Source organism: Lachnoclostridium sp. (genome assembly GCF_031997925.1).
GTDB lineage: Bacteria > Bacillota > Clostridia > Lachnospirales > Lachnospiraceae > Lachnoclostridium.
Window position 1 is genome coordinate 31,258 of sequence record NZ_DAMADT010000013.1, and the last position, 20,151, is coordinate 51,408.

17 protein-coding genes are annotated in these 20,151 nt (G+C 35.5%); 3 read left to right on the forward strand and 14 right to left on the reverse strand.

The features are described from left to right. On the reverse strand, positions 1-1,446 hold a 1,446-nt coding region (locus RTP52_RS10305; protein WP_312371061.1), incomplete at its 3' end, for a sugar ABC transporter substrate-binding protein. 390 nt (positions 1,447-1,836) lie between these two features. Next, positions 1,837-3,159: an alpha-glucosidase/alpha-galactosidase gene (locus RTP52_RS10310; protein WP_312371064.1), complete on the reverse strand. Its 1,323-nt coding sequence runs from the start codon at positions 3,157-3,159 to the stop codon at positions 1,837-1,839. Between the two features lie 178 nt (positions 3,160-3,337). Here RTP52_RS10310 and RTP52_RS10315 point away from each other — a divergent pair, with 178 nt between their 5' ends. Then, a complete protein-coding gene (locus tag RTP52_RS10315; protein ID WP_312371067.1) occupies positions 3,338-4,171 on the forward strand; it encodes an AraC family transcriptional regulator in 834 nt (277 codons plus the stop codon). A gap of 219 nt (positions 4,172-4,390) precedes the next feature. Here RTP52_RS10315 and RTP52_RS10320 read toward each other — a convergent pair whose 3' ends face one another. The 7 genes from RTP52_RS10320 to RTP52_RS10350 all read right to left on the reverse strand — a co-directional run bounded on the left by RTP52_RS10320 (position 4,391) and on the right by RTP52_RS10350 (position 10,720). Next, complete coding sequence (locus RTP52_RS10320; RefSeq protein WP_312371070.1) at positions 4,391-5,863, reverse strand: methyl-accepting chemotaxis protein; 1,473 nt, start codon at positions 5,861-5,863, stop codon at positions 4,391-4,393. Positions 5,864-6,048: 185 nt separating this feature from the next. Then, the gene (locus RTP52_RS10325) at positions 6,049-6,606 is read right to left on the reverse strand and encodes an NUDIX hydrolase (RefSeq protein ID WP_312371073.1); all 558 of its coding nucleotides are present in this window, start codon (positions 6,604-6,606) and stop codon (positions 6,049-6,051) included. Positions 6,607-7,152: 546 nt separating this feature from the next. Continuing rightward, on the reverse strand, positions 7,153-7,632 hold the full coding sequence (locus RTP52_RS10330; protein WP_312371076.1) for a GNAT family N-acetyltransferase: 480 nt from the start codon (positions 7,630-7,632) through the stop codon (positions 7,153-7,155). A gap of 227 nt (positions 7,633-7,859) precedes the next feature. After that, on the reverse strand, positions 7,860-8,579 hold the full coding sequence (locus RTP52_RS10335) for a class I SAM-dependent methyltransferase (RefSeq protein WP_312371078.1): 720 nt from the start codon (positions 8,577-8,579) through the stop codon (positions 7,860-7,862). Positions 8,580-8,783: 204 nt separating this feature from the next. After that, on the reverse strand, positions 8,784-9,740 hold the full coding sequence (locus RTP52_RS10340) for a carbohydrate kinase family protein (protein ID WP_312371079.1): 957 nt from the start codon (positions 9,738-9,740) through the stop codon (positions 8,784-8,786). 248 nt (positions 9,741-9,988) lie between these two features. Next, on the reverse strand, positions 9,989-10,444 hold the full coding sequence (locus RTP52_RS10345; RefSeq protein WP_312371081.1) for an NUDIX hydrolase: 456 nt from the start codon (positions 10,442-10,444) through the stop codon (positions 9,989-9,991). A 57-nt stretch (positions 10,445-10,501) separates the two neighbouring features. After that, positions 10,502-10,720 (reverse strand): hypothetical protein, encoded by a 219-nt coding sequence (locus RTP52_RS10350; RefSeq protein ID WP_312106797.1) that lies wholly within the window; start codon positions 10,718-10,720, stop codon positions 10,502-10,504. Between the two features lie 487 nt (positions 10,721-11,207). On the opposite strand from RTP52_RS10350, the gene RTP52_RS10355 reads away from it, so the two are divergent. Both RTP52_RS10355 and gltS read left to right on the forward strand, forming a co-directional pair. Beyond that, a complete protein-coding gene (locus RTP52_RS10355; protein WP_312371083.1) occupies positions 11,208-12,398 on the forward strand; it encodes an iron-containing alcohol dehydrogenase in 1,191 nt (396 codons plus the stop codon). Positions 12,399-12,562: 164 nt separating this feature from the next. Next, positions 12,563-13,765, forward strand: a complete 1,203-nt coding sequence (gene gltS / locus RTP52_RS10360) for a sodium/glutamate symporter (RefSeq protein ID WP_312371085.1) — start codon at positions 12,563-12,565, stop codon at positions 13,763-13,765. 146 nt (positions 13,766-13,911) lie between these two features. Here the strand turns inward: gltS and RTP52_RS10365 are convergent, their stop codons facing one another. The 5 genes from RTP52_RS10365 to RTP52_RS10385 form a co-directional block, all read right to left on the reverse strand. Then, positions 13,912-16,272 carry an ABC transporter permease gene (locus RTP52_RS10365; protein WP_312371087.1) on the reverse strand — a complete coding sequence of 787 codons (2,361 nt, stop codon included), beginning with the start codon at positions 16,270-16,272 and terminating at the stop codon, positions 13,912-13,914. A 2-nt stretch (positions 16,273-16,274) separates the two neighbouring features. Next, complete coding sequence (locus RTP52_RS10370) at positions 16,275-17,033, reverse strand: ABC transporter ATP-binding protein (protein ID WP_312104770.1); 759 nt, start codon at positions 17,031-17,033, stop codon at positions 16,275-16,277. 288 nt (positions 17,034-17,321) lie between these two features. After that, a complete protein-coding gene (locus RTP52_RS10375; protein ID WP_312371089.1) occupies positions 17,322-18,620 on the reverse strand; it encodes a HAMP domain-containing sensor histidine kinase in 1,299 nt (432 codons plus the stop codon). Then, the gene (locus RTP52_RS10380) at positions 18,617-19,291 is read right to left on the reverse strand and encodes a response regulator transcription factor (RefSeq protein ID WP_312104764.1); all 675 of its coding nucleotides are present in this window, start codon (positions 19,289-19,291) and stop codon (positions 18,617-18,619) included. Before RTP52_RS10380 ends, RTP52_RS10375 begins: the two co-directional genes overlap by 4 nt. A 445-nt stretch (positions 19,292-19,736) precedes the next feature. Then, positions 19,737-20,151 (reverse strand): Na+/H+ antiporter NhaC family protein (locus RTP52_RS10385; protein ID WP_312371091.1); only part of this gene is annotated, 415 nt, incomplete at its 5' end.

Sequence of the window (20,151 nt, forward strand, 5' to 3'; positions counted from 1 at the left end):
ATTTTCAATCATCATGCTTTTCCATTTATTTTCTTCATACCACATCTGGTTCGGCCACATGCAATGAACTCCATCTTTCCATCTCGACTGGGTGGTAAACAGCCACGGGGTACCGGTCCAATTATATTCATCATCATAGGACCAGGTTTCCGTTATCAAGGCTTGTTTTGCCGCCGGATCCACTTCCCATTTTCCTTCCGCATCAATGTTCCAGAACTTTCCTTCTCTTCCTGTATTGCCAATCGGTGTTCCGTTTGGAATTCCCCAGGTAGTTAAGGCTAATCCTCTTTCTGTTGCCTGGAAATTAATAAATTTCAATAAAGCTTCAGGATTCTTTGCTTTGTCCGTAATAATTGTATAACGACTACCCAGCGAATTTTTACCGCTTAAATAAGCACCCTCCGCATCCTCATCTTTAAAGGATACATGAATATAGCGCTTATCTTCCGGTGTGTTTGGATCCAATGCCTGCCATACTTCATGTCCAGAATCGTAAGAAACCCACCATTCACCAATGACACCAGCGATTCTCTCATTTGAAAACTTTGTCTTCCACTGTTCATACTTGTTAACAAAGGAATCTGGATCCAAGGTTCCGTCCAAATAAAAACGGTTAAAATATTTGGTCATCTCCTTACCTTCCTCTGTAAATGCCCAGTAGGTAAAGTCGCCTGCTTTGCTGATATCATAACCATTCTTTAATCCCCAGAAGCCACAAAAAGCTGCCGGATCCGACCAATGTCCGGAATCAGTATAAAAGGATAATGCATATCTCTTCTCCCCGTTTGGATTTGTAGGATTCTTTTTCAAGATTTCATTCAAGACATTATAATAGTCATCCGGTGTTTTAATTTCCGGTGAACCAACGGCTTTCCATTCATCATAGCGGAGTTGTGCTGCCTTATCCGGGAGTTCTGTTATAGCCCCCATCAGCGTAGGTGTGTACCAAAGCTTCGCATCACCATCCAAAAACAGCGGGTATACCTCGCCCATTGTATCTTTTATGTCCTTTCCTATGGTATCCATATAAGGAGTCATTTCCACTGCCTTGCCCATAGAAACAAATTTTTTCATCATGTCATATGTAATGCCGGTGACAATATCAGGATACTGATTGGATGCCAGTGCCAAATTAACGGCTTCTGTTCCATCACCGGACGTATACTGGATTTTCAATTCAACATTGAATTTATCTTTAAAGTATTTTACTACATTTTCTCTTCCCTGTTTCTCAGCTTCTGTTGGTGCATCAAATCCACCGGCATCCAGGATATTAATTACTAAAGTATCCTTTGGAACTTCCCACCCAAATTCATTAATTACGCCTGAAGAAGTGTTTGCTGTTTCGGCTTTTGGGGTATCAACTTTTGCGGTCTTACCACAGCCACTCATACTTGCTAGGACCAGTGTAACGCACAATATCCCACTAATCAGCTTCTTTTTCATAAATTACCTCCTGCTCTTTCACTTATTTTTTAATTTCATCTTTTAATGCATTTATTACTATAAAGTCATCTATATCTTATATATTTTTTCCAGTTTTGTGTATTCATAAATGCTATTTTTATATAGACATTTGCTATATGTTGTATTTTTATTTTATTTTTGTTGTTTTATTGTGCATATTCCACAACTTTGTTTAAACAATGGGTAGAAGAAACTTCAAGGCCGACAAATCAATCCACTCTATTGCAAGCAGCCCATCCCCAACAATAAAAATCGGCAGTGAAAAATCTACCCTTACTATTTAACGATACGAGAAAAGGCCGGAGATTTCATTATTGTGAAATCTCCAGCCTTTGCTCCTATAGGAAAACCTGCTCACTCTTCCGTTAATTATAAATAATCCTTCATATACTCTCCATGAGCTTCAATTAATTCATCGCACATAGCAACGATATCATCGATGGACAGCTCTGCACAGGTATGTGGGTCCAGCATCGCTGCCTGATAGATATTCTCACGCTTCTTCGTATGCGCCGCTTCAATGGTCATTAGCTGAACATTGACATTCGTCATATTCATTGCTGCTAGCTGCACCGGCAATCTCCCCACATGGCAGGGATGAATTCCCCTAGCATCTACAAGACATGGAACCTCCACACAAGAATCCGCAGGAAGATTATCAATCAGTCCGGTATTTAATACATTACCGCCGATTTTAATCGGGTGATTCGTTACAACCGCTTCCATGATATAGGAAGCATACTCGCGTGACCGTTCATGAGTGATCCTTCCATCCTGAAGAATGCTATTCTTCTCCTTCTCCCAGCCCTCGATCTGGTTAATGCATCTTCTCGGATACTCATCAAACGGAATATTAAACCAGTCAATCAACTCCGGATATTTTGACTTGATAAAGAAAGGATTGTATTCCGCATTGTGCTCGCTGGATTCCGTGCAGTAATAACCAAGGTGCTTAATATATTCATAACGCACCATGTCATTATGCTTCTCGCCTGCATTCTTCTTCAGGGCACGCTTCTTGATCTCCGGATACAGATTCTCTCCATCCCTATCCCTGATTTCTAGAAGCCATGCCATATGGTTGATGCCCGCAATCAAATCACTACGGCCCTCCAGCTTATCTTCCATTTCAAGTCCCTTCAGCAGGGCCTCGGAACATACCTGGACACTATGACATAAACCGACAGTACGGATCTTTGTATATCTTTGCATATATCCGGTCAGTATTGCCATCGGGTTCGTATAATTCAAAAACAGGGTGTCCGGACATACTTCCTCCATATCCCTTGCAAAATCCCTCATCACCGGGATTGTCCGCAGCCCCCGCATAATTCCTCCGATTCCCAAAGTATCTGCAATGGTCTGTCTTAGGCCGTATTTCTTAGGAATCTCAAAATCTACAATAGTGCAAGGATCATAACCTCCTACCTGGATTGCATTAATTACGAAATTAGCATCCCTAAGTGCCTCTTTTCTCTGCTCTACTCCCAGATAGGTTTTAATCTGCGCTCTTGATGAATTAACATTTTTGTTGATTGCCTTAAGTATGATTTCCGATTCCTCCAACCGCTTGGCATCAATATCATAAAGAGCAATCTCCGCCTCGCAAAGACTAGGTGTACACATGCAGTCTCCCAGAACATTCCTTGCAAATACTGTACTTCCGGCACCTAGAAAAGTTATTTTAACCATAATTTCTTCTCCTTATTGTTTGTATTATGCTACTGTCTATTATATAATGTTATCATGTTGGAATCTATGTCATTTGTTTCGAAAAATTGTCATTATGTTGATTCTGCATCAAAAAAAATGTTGGTCAACCAAATCATCCGTTATCTGTAATCGCCATCGAGCAGAAGGAGGAAGCATCATGAAGCCATTATCAGTACAAGACAATAATATTATCCCCGGAAGACCCCTGGTACTATATCATTGCGGTCATGAACAATGTAAACCATCCCATTCCTTTGGTCCTGCCATCCGTCCTCACTATTTAATCCATTTTGTTTTGCATGGGCAGGGCGCCTATCATGTGAATGGATCAGTATATCATGTAGGTGAAGGAGAGGGTTTTTTAATTCATCCGGGAGTCACAACCCTGTACTGCGCGGATGACCAGAATCCCTGGGAATATTGCTGGATCGGCTTTGATGGGTATGATGTACCAACCGTATTAAAATTAAGTGGCCTTTCCCATACCAGCCTGATTCTTAAGGATTACAGCAACGGCATGCTGCAAAAGGATCTGTTCTCCTTAATCCTCGCTTTCACCGAGCGCCAGGGAAATGATCTGTTCTATCTCGGCTTGCTTTACCGCTGCCTCTCCTATATCTGTCGTCCTATACAAGCACCCTTAGGGGTTGTCTATGAAAATTATATTTCCAGGGCTATGGATTACATACACAATAATTATACCTATGATATCCGTGTTACCGACATTGCAAAATTCATTTGCATCGATCGTACCTATCTCTATAAACTGTTTATCAATGCCACTGCCCTGTCTCCGCAGGAATATCTGATCCAGTACCGCATCAAAATCGCCCAGCAGCTGCTCCTAGAATCCGATCTTTCCGTGTCCGAGATAGCATACTCCTGCGGTTTCAGGGATGCCTCCTCCTTCAATAAACATTTTAAGAAGCACCTTCAGATTAAGCCCCTGAAATACCGGAAAAGTATCCTTGCTAACCAGGAAACCATATAGTAATGCATCCCGAAGTCATCTAGAAAAAAAAATAATAGCAGACATGGTAACGCTCCCTACTAAGTAGTATCTACTTGATAGGGAGCGTTACCATGTCTGCATGTTGCTGTTGTTTGTCAACCAATATATGGAAAAAAGCTACAGGATGCAATTTGTTGTAATTATTACAATCGCATTCTATAGCTCCAATGACTTTCCTTACTTTATTTTCTAATGTATTTACTCAAAAATCTTTATTCCTTGTTTATTTAATTGATCTATCTTTTGATGCACTTTATGCAACAATTCAAGTATATGAGTAGAAACAACGGATGCCTCATTATATAAATCATTCGCCATCTTTCTATCTTGTGCCTTTACAGCCTTTATTACCTTATCTCCCATTCTATGGAATTGATCATGGAATCCATCGATTTCTTTCCATTCCTTTTCAATTGCTTCATGATCAATTATAAGAGCATGATAGAAATGTCCAAAAGCACACTTATGTGAATTCGTTTGTAAAGGTGCTATCTTCATGTTATCCACGATACCTTTCAAACTAACCATCCACTCAGTGTGAGCTTTTATAGCCTTTTCAATCACAAGTTGAAGCTCTTCATTGGTAACCGCTTGATTACCTGTACTTAATCCTTGAAACATTTCTTTTATTTCATGTGATAATCGATCGTCAATTTCAGAGATATTCTTTGCATATTTTACACTCTCCTGAGCATCCTTGGAAACTTCCTGTGTCATTTCACTAAGACGTTGCGCATCAGAGCTTGATGTTTCCATCGCGCTACTAATCTCATTGGCTGCAAGTTTAATACCTTGCATAGAATTATGTATGTCACCAACGCTAGACACAACACCCTGAAGCATTTCGATATTCTCACTAATCGTCTCGGATACCATATCAATCTTATCACTCATTTGACTGGTAGATACCATTGCACGATCCATGCTCTCTTTTCCTTCTCTCGATGCATTGTGAATATCATCTACGAAAGCTCTCATTCCTTCCAAGTTTTGCTTTGTGTCATCCGCTAACTTACGAACTTCTTCTGCTACAACAGAAAAACCTTTTCCTTGCTCTCCCGCTCTTGCAGCTTCTATCGCTGCATTTAAAGCTAATAAATTTGTTTGATTTGCAATTGTTTGAACACTTTCAACAATCTTACCAACCTCGGTTGCCAAAACAACCAGCTGTTCGATTTTATCGTTCATAATCTTAGTATCTAAGATAACGTTTTCTTTCAGCGCAGTAACATCTGTTAATAATTCTTTGCTGTTATTATTCTTAGAGGCTAGAATTTCAGATTCATTCGACAGATTCTCCAATGTACTTGCTGTATAATCAATCGTTTCATTCACTTGATTCATTGTTGCAGTAGTTTCTTCCACAATAGCGAGATTGGATTCACTAACAGAAGACATTTCATGCGCAAAATCCATTAATTTTGTTGAAATATAAGACATCCCCACATCAAAGCTACTGATGGAACTTGCAATATCTAATACTTCATTTGCTGCTTTTGCCATCCTTTTTTCATTCTCAATCAAAGTATTAAAATCTTTGATTACCCGACTATGAATCTTATGATTGCTTGAAGGGCAACTACAACCACCATCTTTGCCTGCCATGGTATCCTCAACATACTTTAAGATACCATCCATTTCAGCACAAGAACCTTTTCGTCTCAATCTCATAGTGTTTTCTCCTTTTACATTTACATTGTATTTTAATTACAATAATATCCATAATATAGTTTTCTGCACTATTTTATCTTCATACAATTTACCATATGTTTATGTATTTGCTCAATAATTCCAATTATTAAAATAATTATATCAATTAACTGCAATTTAGTCACTACTTATTTCTGAGTTTCTCATTAATATTTTCTAAGTTTCTCATTAAGTTTTTGATAAATTTGTTTCATCCACGGTTCACTACATGCAGCAACAGCTTCCTCCAATGTAAACCATCTAACCCCACTATTCTCATCTAGTTTTATAGATAACTCCTGTCCCTCGTCAGCTTCTAACAGATAAGTAACATTGATATGAAGGTGAGAAGAAACATAGGAACCTCGTTTGATATGACCATCCACCGTAAGAATTTCTATAGAATATATGTCTGGATTTACAGCAGTTACATCCTTTAATCCTGTTTCTTCTTTGGCTTCCTTTATTGATACACGCAACAAATCCTCATCCCCATCTGCATGTCCGCCCGTCCACGCCCAAGAATCATAGAGATTATGATACACCATAACAATCTTCGTTCTTTCTTTATTAACTAACCATGAGGATGCAGAAAAATGTGCAATCTTATTATCTCGCGTAAAAACATTCTCAGAATGTTTCATAAACCACAACATTGCTTCTCTATCTTTCTCCTCTTGCTCATTGTATGGTCTATAATTTTGTAATTGTTCATATAATGCCATATTTATCCCCATTTCTTTACTTACTTGTACAAGCCAAGTTATAGTTGAATCACGGACACAATGCTATGCTTTCTATCCATGGATTGGCTGACTTATTAGCCTCATAATACGTTTAAGATACGTTTTACTCGCTACGTACTAGAAGTTTAATACTTCATATGATGGAGCATTAAACTTCTTTCGCTACTAATACCTTATACTTTTCAAAACGATGTATAAATTGATGATTGTATTTAACATTATCATGATCATTTATAAAATTCTTTAAAAAGAATATTGGACTCTTTATAAAACATTTTAAATGGAATATAGATTCTTTATAAACTATTTTTATAGAATACATGATGCTTTATAAATCATTTTATATAGAATCTTCATTTTATATAGAATCTTCATTTTATAATTTATTTTTAATAGAATACTCGAATTTTAGCCATTTTTTATTCTACCACTAAATGACAAAAATTGCAAAAGCAAAATTATCGCAGCAATCTATTTTAATGCTATTTCTACCCATTCTCTACTTATTCTTATCTGTGCATGCTCTCAAATTACGACCTTTTGTATCATAACTAGGCAAGGATTCCATTCATCCCATAATGTCTTAAAACATTCTAGTGGCCGAAATCCCATACTATAGTAGAAATCTCTTGTCTTTGCATACGACGGGTCATTACTGCTATCATCTAGCGTCTTAACCTGTAAATATTCTATCTTGTTGTTTTGACACCACTCATAAACGCATTGAAATAACATTTTACCTATCCCTTGTCTATGATAATCAGGATTTACTCCCATAACATAGATTTCGGCACTATATTCATTATGTAGCTTCAATGATAGAAATCCCACTGCCTCTGACCCCTGATATGCAGTCCACATAGGTAAGGAACCACTATTTTCGACGTATTCAGTTGTTGAACTTGGTATTCCAAACCAATCCGGTAACTTCATTAATATTTCTTTCGCAATTAATTTACGTTCTAACATATTGTGTACTTGTTCTATTCTCATATTAATAATCATGCCTTTCCATAGCCTGCAAACTTTAGGCTACTGCCACATTAATATAACTCTTACAAACAAATTGATAAACGAAAAAAGGCTGCAGATAATCTCTGCAGCTTATGATTGCACTGCTTGCCAATGACGAGCAAAACACATCCTCTCAATAATATTTAGAAATCTTGATATTACTTTAATGCTAGCAACTCTATAAGAATTTGTCAATTTAATTATGCACTTAAGTATACTTACGCAAGTTCCTTGGGAGTTTCACCTAACGCAGAATCTTTCATACAATTCTTTTTCCGTAGTAAAAATAACCTATTTAGTCCTTGTTGCCACGGATATATAAATTCTAAGTATCTTTCTTCTTGATATACTTGTTCGTACTGTTTTCTCCACGTTAAAGTATCTAACTGTCGAAGCGTAAGAACACCATCCTTTTCATAAAGGTTATCCTGCAAGTTTGTATACTCATAATCCATAAGTCCATCTTTTGATAAATAGGGATTTAATTTAAGAAAAAGTAGTCCACCTGGTTTTATAAGTCTTGAGAGTTCACTATAGATATTGACTGCAACATCATTGGGTACAACATCCAATACATTAGATAATATGACCCCATCAAAACTTTCATCTTCCATCTGGGACACATACGTAATATCTCCAACAACAAAATCAAGCTGCTTGAAATGATTTATTTTCGCCATTTCCTTGCAAAATGTAATGCCTGTATCAGAACGATCAATTCCCAAACCATAGTTTAGGTAACCATATTCTGCACATTGAAATAGGATATCTCCGGTCCCGCATCCAAAATCAATAACAGTTTGGCACTCTTTCGCAAACATTTGCAGACAAGTATCAAACATGGGTTCCACCGTAATCTGTTCACCGGTTAAATCTTCTGTTTTACAACCAGAATACACCTCGTTCCATTTCTGAATCGAATTATCATATTCCTTCATCTTGATTCCCAGCTTTCTCTGTTCTATTTTTTTGTATCGTAGCACAGAGTTATTTCTATATCTAGATTAAATTTTCACAAAATATTGAATGAAAATTAGAGTAATTTTTATTCTATTAATGATAAAAAAAATGCACCTGCTATGCTAGTATTTTATCTAACATTTTGGGTACATTTCATTCCTTACAATTGCTCTTGCGATATCTTAAAATATAGTTTCTTCCACCCATGTGATAGAATCCATCGACTGATTCACTAAATCATAACTCATATCAGGATGTATGGTATCCGCATGCGCTATCGTTATCACAGACATTGCAATTGCCATTTTTAATGTATTTCGTGTGTCCAATCCGTTCATAAATCCAAAACCCAAACCTGCCACACATGAATCACCAGCTCCGGTTACATTTACAATCGACACCTTATCCGCTTTTAATATGCCCTCTGATTCACGATCATTATAATAAACTCCCTGTATATCCAAGCTGATAAATACTTTTTGTACACCTTGATCCAAAAAGTATTTCCCTGCACGCTTTATATCTTCCAGATTTTTTATTGGAAATCCGCATAGAACTTCAGCCTCTAGACGATTTGGTTTTATCGTATGCAAGTATGGAATTAGATGCTTTAGAGGTTTTGCTTTGGCTGCAGAAACAGGATCTAAAATAAACTTAGTTTTCTTATAAAATTTCTTTAGAATGTACTCAAGAAGTGGAGGGTTGTCTGCATCAAGAACCACATATTCCGCTTGTTCAAACAATTCAGCTTTAGAATCAATGAACTCCTCTGTAATATATTCTGTAACCTTCATATCTACAATACCGGCTTCTAGTTCCCCTTCTTCATTGAGGATTGCCATATAGGTTGGTGTAGATTCTCCTTTTACAATCAAAGAATCTTTCATATCAAGATGCATCTTATTCGCATGTTCTAATAAACTTCTTCCCTTTTCATCATCGCCAACTACAGAAATAAACTTTGTGTTTACTCCAACTCTTGCTAAATTCTCAGCAATATTTCTACAGACACCTCCAAAGGAAACTCTGACCTTACCAGGATTAGAATCGTGTGGCTTAAAATTTCGGTTGGTAAATCCTATGATATCATAAATAGAAACTCCAAAAACTAAGATATATGGTTCTTTCTCACAAAACATCTTTTTTCTCCTAAATTTCATCTTTTCTCGTAATGCGTATTTTACACGATATTTTTTGCTGTGACTACTATAAATCACTTTTTTCCTTATTTTACAAATGGAGTTCTATAATTCTAGTTTCTTCTTGTAAAACTGCTATATGATTGGTGATAAAATATGCCACACATTCTTCTCCACAACACCGCAACTTTCATACAACCTAAGTGGATTAGTTTCATTTATACCTACTCCCCCTTTAACCCAATTACCTAATTTAAATTATTATGAGTAATTTCTTGGAATTCGTCTGTTTCCATGATATATTCTATTAATTTGGGTTGTATGTCCGGATAAGTCCATAGTTCAGGGAGTTCAGAAAGCATAATAACTTCCTCCATCTCATAGTTTGGAAGATTCGTAAATTCATAGATATCTACGAGAAAAAGCATTCCAAAAGATTCTGGTTCTCCTTCTCTTTTTACAGAGTAGACACAAATTGGTTTCAGATCATAATTAATCGCACCTGTTTCCTCAAACAATTCTCTTCTTGCGGTCTCATTAATCGACTCCCCATATTCTCTTTTTCCACCTGGAAATTCATATGTGTTTCTTGCTCTATGTTTACAAAATACCCATTTACCATGATATATAGCACCTAAAACTGCAAATTTAAGTTCACTATCTTCTACAGTAGGATAAAATTGTACAGTAGTTTTCTGATTCATATTCTTCTCTCCTTCGTACCTAATACATTACAATACTAAATAGATTACTCCCATTAATCATTCTTCAGTTTTATCTCTTAAATCATATAATTCATAAAGAGCTAACATATTTGTATACATTAATTTACGTACTAAAAGTTGTTGGTACGTAACAGACTTCACTTTTCCTTCTGCCTTAAGTTTCTCCATCCGAGATAGTATATCTTTGTATTCCACCAAAATACCTTCAAGCATCTTTTCAAATGCACCTAACCTTTTTTGATTATCCTTCTCCATCATGTTTTCCTTTAAAATCGATTTTTTTATATTATAACACCCTTATCCTCTTAATTCTACAGATAAGAATTCGTTGTATCCCATGACTAGAAATTCTAATGTAATTACAAAGCATAAATCAAAATAAAATCCGTATAATGTCACGCAAGTTGTTTATATTTTAACACTCTACTATATAGAGATAGAAAAAAGAACAACTAATTTTCCAATAAAATATTGATATAATAATTTTCTATGATAAAATATTTTATTTACTACCAGTAAAATATTTTATTTTTATTTAGAGATAAGACTTTTAATAATGTTACGTGACTGTATAAAGTATCTTTTATACCTATTTTGTCATTTTTTTATGCATATTTTTATATTTTCTTTTCATTTTTTTGTTATTTTTTTAACATTTTACCATTGACCACGTCCTCTCTATGTGTTATTCTTTTGTTAAATATTTAACATGTTTATGTTACATAGAAGGAGGACAAAATATATGGCACGTTTTACACTACCAAGAGATTTATATCATGGAAAGGGCTCTCTTGCAGAACTTAAAAATTTAACAGGTAAAAAAGCAATTATCGTTGTTGGAGGCGGCTCCATGAAACGTTTTGGATTTTTAGATAAAGCCATTAATTACTTAAAAGAAGCTGGAATGGAAGTCTCTTTATTTGAAAATGTAGAGCCAGATCCTAGTGTAGAAACTGTAATGAAGGGCGCTGCTGTGATGAGAGAATTTGAACCGGATTGGATTGTATCCATGGGTGGTGGCTCTCCAATTGATGCAGCAAAAGCAATGTGGGCATTCTATGAATATCCAAACACAACATTCGAGGATTTGATTATTCCATTTAACTTCCCAACCCTTCGTACAAAAGCAAAATTCTGTGCCATCCCATCTACCTCCGGAACAGCAACTGAAGTAACTGCTTTTAGTGTAATTACAGACTATCATAAGGGTATTAAATATCCTCTAGCAGACTTTAATATTACACCGGATGTTGCTATCGTAGATCCTGATTTAGCTGAGACAATGCCTGCAAAACTTACCGCACATACTGGTATGGATGCTATGACACACGCTGTGGAAGCATATGTTTCAACACTACATTGTGATTATACCGATCCTCTTGCGATGCATGCTATTCGTATGACTCATGAATATTTAAAGGCCTCTTATGATGGAAATATGGACGCACGTGATAAGATGCACAATGCACAGTGTTTAGCTGGTATGGCATTCTCCAATGCATTACTAGGTATTGTCCACTCTATGGCTCATAAAACCGGTGCTGCTTACTCCGGTGGTCATATTGTTCATGGTTGTGCGAATGCTATGTACTTACCTAACGTTATTAAATTTAATTCTAAAAATGAAGAAGCAGCAAAACGTTACGCTGAAATCGCGACTGTTCTTTCCTTAAAAGGCAATACAACTACAGAACTTGTAGATGCTCTTATTGAAGAATTAAATCAGATGAACCGCTCCTTAAATATTCCAAGCTGCATCAAGGAATATGAGGATGGAATTATCGATGAGAAAGAATTCTTAGAAAAATTACCTGAAGTTGCTGCAAATGCTATCTCTGATGCTTGTACCGGCTCTAATCCTAGAATACCAACACAAGAAGAGATGGAGAAGTTATTAAAAGCATGCTTCTATAACGAAGAGATTAATTTCTAACTTTATCCAAATATATCCTATAAAATCCAAGTGTGCTTGTTAACTCTCCCTCAAGCTCACTTGGATTTTTTTCCCTTAGATTACTTTTCACTAAGCTATGTTTTTTTTCCTTTATATCAAGTATACTAATACCATACTTAACATCGAAGGACGGACTAAATTCTATGGAACTAAATTTAGACCTATATAAAACAATGGCTTTGGTTTCCATTGTATTTTATATCGGAAGATATTTACACAATAAAGTTGCAATAATTAAAAAATACTGTATTCCACCTGCTGTTGTCGGTGGCATTCTATTCTCACTCTTAGTATTAATATTAAAAGTATCCAATCTAGCTACTATAACATTGGATACTACACTACAACAGATTTTTATGACCGCCTTTTTTACTAGTATTGGATTTACTGCAAGTTTTAAGATGCTAAAAAAGGGAGGCTTAAAAGTTATAATCTTTTTAGGTCTTGCAGTACTTCTTGTTGTTCTCCAAAATTCGGTAGGTGTTACTTTGGCGACATTATTCGATTTTTCTCCACTTCTTGGCCTTTGTACTGCTTCTATCCCAATGGTCGGCGGGCATGGTACTGCTGGTTCCTTTGGACCGATTTTAGAAGACTTGGGTGTTTCTGGGGCCACTACCATATCAATTGCCTCCGCAACCTTTGGCCTTATCATGGGAAGTATTGTTGGAGGATTCGTAGCCAGAAGCCTAATACATCGTAAAAATCTAGTAACGGCACATGAGGAAAATTCTAATAATCAGACAGATACTGTTGGAGATTATAATGAAGAAAATCATAATATACTATCTTTTAAGAAGTTAATGACGGGCGCTTGCTTATTGTTTCTAGCTATGGGACTTGGTTCCTATTTATCGGATTGGATTGAAAGCTTAGAGTTAACTTTCCCTTCTTATATTGGAGCAATGCTCGTTGCTGCTATCATTCGAAATATTTATGATATGTGTCATAAAGAAATTGTAGAAAAAGAAATTGAAACTCTAGGTGGGCTTAGCCTCTCCTTCTTTTTAACGATGGCACTGATGGGATTAAAGCTATGGGAATTATTTGATTTAGCATTACCACTTCTTATTTTATTAGTTGCACAAGTACTCTTGACTGGACTTTTCGCTTATTTTATTACATTCCGTGTTATGGGAAATAATTATGAAGCAGCTGTTTTTTCATCCGCAGTCTGTGGTTTTGGTATGGGTGCAACACCAAATGCGATTGCAAATATGGACGAGCTTACGAATCGATATGGGTTTGTACCAACTCCTTACTTTGTCGTACCAATTGTAGGGTGTCTCTTTATTGATTTTGCAAACTCAGCAGTTATAACGATATTTATTAATTTTTTAAAATAATAACTTAGCCAAAAAAGCGGATTCAAATCGTTTTCCTTTCAAGCGAATATGCTTCTATGAGGAATTATATTTGAATCCACTTTTAATAAAATAATAGGTAAACAACTTAAGAATTATCTTATTGATCAAGCAACTTAAGGATTATCTTATTGATCAAGCAACTTTGTTGGTGTTATACTTCGTATTCTAAGTGACGATAGTAATATCGTTATAGCTGAAACTAGGATAATCCCAAGAGGTATGAATACGATATACTGATATGGCATAATAAAGTTAACCTTCATGATGCCATTACTTGCAAGCAGCATACGAGTAATAGGATCTGACAGAAGAAAACCAAGCACTATTCCAATCATACTTCCAAGTAATATCACTGGCAAATAACTGTATCCAACATGTAGAATTAGTTGAGAGGTCGTGTATCCAAGGGCTTTATAGATACCATATTGTTTTTGCTCCTTTATAATTTTTACTTTAATTAAAAGCAACAAAATCAATACTACCGTAATTGCTGTAATTCCTCCACATACAATACAAAGTGTCGAAACCGAACCACGAAATGATTCCATAACTGTATTAATAGAATCATCTAAATTAATAATCAGTTTATCAACATCGGAAAACTCATAATTTAGTTTATTAATAAAGTTTTTTACATCTACTCCATTTGCAAGATAAATAGAAGCCATTGTTATCTTATAATTTGGTTTTAGTCGCTTCATGCCTTCTGTTGTTAGACTGGCACCCTTCCCAAGCCCATTGATATGCTGTTTCACGCCAACAATTAAATATTGCTCTTCTCTACCAAAGGATGACACTGCAACACTATCTCCTAGCTTTAACCCGAGATCATCTAATGTTTTATTGCTAATCACGATTTCATTATCATATTCAGCAAGTCTTCCCTTAATTAATGTTTTTACCTCAAGTAACGAAAAATCGTCTGTTACTTCTACTCGTACCTGGCTTTCCTTCTCTCCATTCTTTAATAGCATATCCTCCCAAATGAAATCATAAACCTTGGTGACTTCCTCCATTTCCTTTACTTGATTAATTACCTTGTCATAGTCGTTCGCGTTCACTGACATTTGAATTTCAGAGGTTTCCATCCCAACTAGATTTAGTAATGCCGAATCATCAATGACAAAATTATAATACATTGCCAACGCATATACACAAGCAAATGTTAAAAGAGAGATAATCACCGACATAACAATGTTTTGCTTTCTATTAAATAATAATCCTTTAACACCAATAGCAAAGTTAAGATTTAATTTTGATTTTGTAAGTGGAAGGTAATTTCTTTTAAAGTTATGAGTTTCTATACCACTACGTAAGGCTACCAAAGGAGTAATTCTTTTTAATTTTCTAGCAGTCATTGCAGTAACAATAAGAATCAGTAGCAGATTTATCATGAAACTAGAAATAATACCCAAGCTGCTAATATGTCCAATCCATTGTAAACCAATAGACGCTGATATAATATTACCAACAGATGAAGAAGCTGTCATTGCTAGAACTAGCCCTACCAGAATACCACCTAATGTGAGCATTATGAATTCAAGTAATAAAGAGTACTTTATCTGTCTAGTCGTATAACCGATGGCCTCGAGAGACCCAATGTTCTTTATATTCTTTTCCAGATGAACAATTATCGAAAATCGGATTACTACTAAAGCAATTGTTAAAAGTATCAGTGAAAAAGCTATCAATATGACCATAAGAATGTTCACAAACATTGTCGTACCTTCTTTAAATGTGTCATAAGATAAAATTTGCAAATAAGTATTTTCTCCCTTTACCATACCCTTAAATTGAAGTGCAAAGCTTTTCTTAAACTCTTCGCTTCCTGTTCCATCTAAATGAATATTAATAACACTTTGTTTTGCACTATCCACCACTTCTTCTCTAAGAGTTTGAAACTCAGAGTCATAAACAAAAAACTGATACATCGAGATATTACTTGGTGTAGCAAAAATAACATTTTCATAAAATCCTGCAATCACAAAAGTGTGAGTGCGATTCTCAACCGTTATCTCAAGCTCATCACCAGTTTCATATTTATCTGCAGTCTTTAGTATATAAGGAACCAAAATCCCATTTTCCAGCTTTTCTGTGGTCTCATCAATAATTGGAATCTGACTAATATTATAAGAATCACTTGCGTTTAAAACAATAGTAATAAGATTTTTTCCCTTATCCTGCCTAGTTTTATTACAAATCTTTGGAGAGGTATAGTAGATACTGTCATGAACTTCGTATTTGCTAATGTCTTCTCTTTGATTAAGTATCGTAATCACGTTATCTAAATTTGAATTTCCAACAATCACAGTACTATCAGCACCATGAAGCCTTTCATTTTTCTCATCAACAAATTCGTTAAGCTGACTCTCTATACCTATTCCTGTATACATCATAAAAGTGGACAGTATGACTAAAAGAACCAATATAACAGAGGTAGCGAGCGAGCTCTTGATATTGTTCTTTGCAATCAATAATAGCTTCATACCTACCACCCCATTTTCTGCAAGAATTCATGAAGGTTGGCATGGCGATCGGGATCATTCTTCTTATAAACACCTAAGTTACACTCATCTAAGATGACACCGTCTTTTAAGTAAAGGATACGATTTGCCCTTCTTGCAGTCTTAATGTCATGAGTAACCATGACAATGGATTGACCATTTTCATTCATCTTTGTCATTACATCCAGGACATGCGTGGCATTCTCAGAGTTAAGCGCACCGGTTGGTTCGTCAGCAAATATGATTTCCGGCTCATTAATTAATGCTCTTACAATTGCAACCCTTTGTGCCTCTCCGCCAGATAGCTGAGAAGGAAATTTGTTATAACACTTTTCATCTAAACCAACTTCTGAAAGTAGCTCCTTTGCCCTCCTAGTGATAGTCCTTCGGTCTTTACTTATCAGTAACCCACTGACTAAAATATTGTCTAGGATACTCATTGTTTCATTTAAATAAATCTGCTGAAAGATAAATCCACAATGAGATCTTCGAAAAATGGCTAGCTTATCATTGGAATATTGGCTTATTTTAGTATCTCGAAAAATAATCTCACCAAGCGTCGGACGATCCATACCGGATAATGCATATAGTAAGGTTGATTTTCCTGATCCAGAGCTCCCCATGATAACAGTAAAATCTCCTTCTTTTATCTGGATATTAAGATTCTTTAATACATGCTGTTGTATACTTCCAGTTGAAAATGTTTTACATAGCATTTTCGCTTCTAAAATCGTTGACATCATCCATTCCTCCATATAATAATGATAACTATATTGAAACAAAATGCATGTTTCAATAATCAAATTTACGTTGCAAAATACGCACCTTTTATCAGAATTTTGAAAAGCAACTTCTGATAACTACATTATACTTCTGGAACCTTAAGCAGTCTTTTTCCATTCCTTATGAAATCCTTATCTGTTCCTTAAATCTATCCCAATCAAAAATGAAGTTCATATTGCCACTAAATTACTTTAGAAGGTTGATGAATTGAAACCCTAATGACGTTCATTTTGGCACCAGATTGTTAATTAAGATCGTGAAATTGAACCCTGCAACAAATCTTTTACACCTAATCCTACCAAACGAAGATACAAGATGACCACAAAGCCCTGCTCACAAAATACTTCAAGACTCCCGTTCATCCCTTCCATAAACTGTTTCGCAAGGTATAATCCAAGTCCGGAACCATTCGTTTTCGAGCTATTCTTGCCACGGTAGAATTTCTCACATAGCATAGGCAAATCACTTTCTTCCACCCCTTCTCCAAAATCGCGAATGATTATCTTTAGAAACCCTAGTTCCACGCTACTACTTACTTCTATTTTACTTCCTGCATATTTATAGGAATTATTGATGATGTTATCAACTACTTGGCTAAGTCTCAATGCATCGCAATATATCAAACATTCCGGAATTGGACTTATTTTATGTATCTTATCAAAATGATTCATCTGCATAAGCATTTCATCTAGAATTGTGCTCATTTCTTCTTTACAATTTATTTTTAGAACGGTTAAATCTTCTAATGTTGCATGAAACATATCACTGATTAAATGATCAATCATATCTGCTTTCTCATCAATGATTTGAACCTTATGTATGGTATCTGCCTCATTACTTTTTACTGTTATTAACTCACAATAAGCCTTTATTGTGGAAACAGGAGTTTTAATATCGTGGGAAAGACTGGCAACTAGCTCTTTTTTACTCTTATTTGCCTCAAACTCTCCTAACCTTGCTGATTTTAGCTCTTCTCTCATTATGTCAAAACTCTCTGTAAAGGCTCCAAAATAGTTCCTTTTTTTCATATGTAAAGGAAAATCGAGGTTCCCTGCTGCAACACTGGAGGCAAAACTCTTAAGACTTAAAAATGGCTTTACGAAACGTATATATACAAATGCGCCTAATCCCCAGATAAATAATAAAAAACCTCCAAACAGTAACGTACTCATTCGGAGCAAATGATCCCTTAGAGTTTCCTCTGCCATGGTATCAAGCGGGAATAAAATCTTTCCAATGATTGTATCACCGCTTTTAATATCCATTATGGTGGCCCTATCGACTAACCCCTTATAAAGGATTTTATCATAATCGGGATTATTACATAGGATAACATTAAAATCATAATCCGATTTTTCTATTCCTGCGTTCTCGATAACTGAGATAGTTTCCTCTTTTTGAAGGCTTCTTTCAATACTTTTTGTCATCGCATTCATCTGTGTAATATCTATTTTTGAGAATTTTTGCTTCATAAGATAACCTATCGTTATCATATAACACCCAATGAAAAATAAGGTAATTCCAATCATCCATCGTCTCAGCTTCATAATTCCAACCGATATCCTGTTCCCCAGATTGTCTTAATGATTTCCGGATTATTGGGATCTTTTTCGATTTTCTCTCTTAACTTTCTAATATGTACATTTAGTGTTCCGTCACTAAAAAATTCATCACCCCAAACATTTGCGAATAATTCATCTTTCGTAATCACAATGTTTGGATGCTGAAACAGATAGAGAAACAACTTAAACTCTTTATTTTTTAACTCTATATCCTTATCCCCTACATACACCTTTCTCGCTTTTACATCTAATCGTATTTTCCCCGATTGCATTGGCAGTCTTTCTTTCGTATCCTCAAGCCTTTTTAATACTACCTTAACCTTAGCAAGTAGTACACTAAGCGCAAATGGTTTCTTAATATAATCATCGCCGCCGATATTAAGAGCCATTAAGATATCATCATCACTTTGTCTTGCACTAATAAAGAAGATTGGAACATCAGAAAATTCGCGTATCTCTTTACACAATAGAAATCCGCTTTCCTCTTGTAAATTGATATCGAGTAAAATCAATTTAACCTCATGTTCTTTCAAAAACATAAGACACTCCTGTTTATTCGTCACATAGGTTGTTGATACACCAAACATATTAAAATACTCACAAGTTGCGATAGCTAACTCCTTCTCATCATCTACCACCAGACATGTATACATCATGATTACCTCCCCGATTTCTTATGATTACACTAATTATATAGTGAGAAAAAACTTTTACTTAGTATTACTTTATTAATATAAGAATATCTCTTATTTTGCTTTAATATAAATCAAAATCCAGAAACTATAGTCTGTTAATTTTGATCATTACATTTCTAAATATTACTAAATATTTAATTATTGTAACAGATAAAACTCCGTATGAAAAGCTGGAAGAGAATATAGATATTAAGCCAATTTTCATAGACACTGTTGTTAAGATAATTCGGTATTAAGTCATAAATCCATGTATATCTATTATAAGTTAATTCATATAACAGAAAGAGACAAATGGTTCCTCCATGACAAGCACGCTTGATTCTGGATAGATGTCCATTTGCCTCTTTTTAAGCTTTTCTACACTCACAATGAGCTAATTATAAAGATTATGATTCTTAATCATGATTTATTTTTGCTTTGTACTATTTCTTGAAGGCTTACTAAAAAGGATCGCAATAATTCCGCATACCCCCATTAGTATAGGGTAGAACAGATACGGTATTATCTCCATTGGTGCGATGGCGATTCCAACAGCAGCGGCACCTGCACTCGCATATAAAAGCTGCGCTCCATATGGAATGATCCCTTGCCAAACTGAGGTGAAGATATCAAGTAAAGCAGCAGTTCTTTTTGGTTCAATATCAAACTCTTCCGAAATATCCTTCGCAATAGGTCCAGCCATAACAATCGCAATCGTATTATTAGCAGTAGAAATATCCACTAAGGAACTTAACGCAGCTATTCCAAGTTGAGCTCCTTTTTGGGTTTTTACTCGCTTCTTAATTAAAGATAAGATATAATCGATACCTCCATTTTCCTTA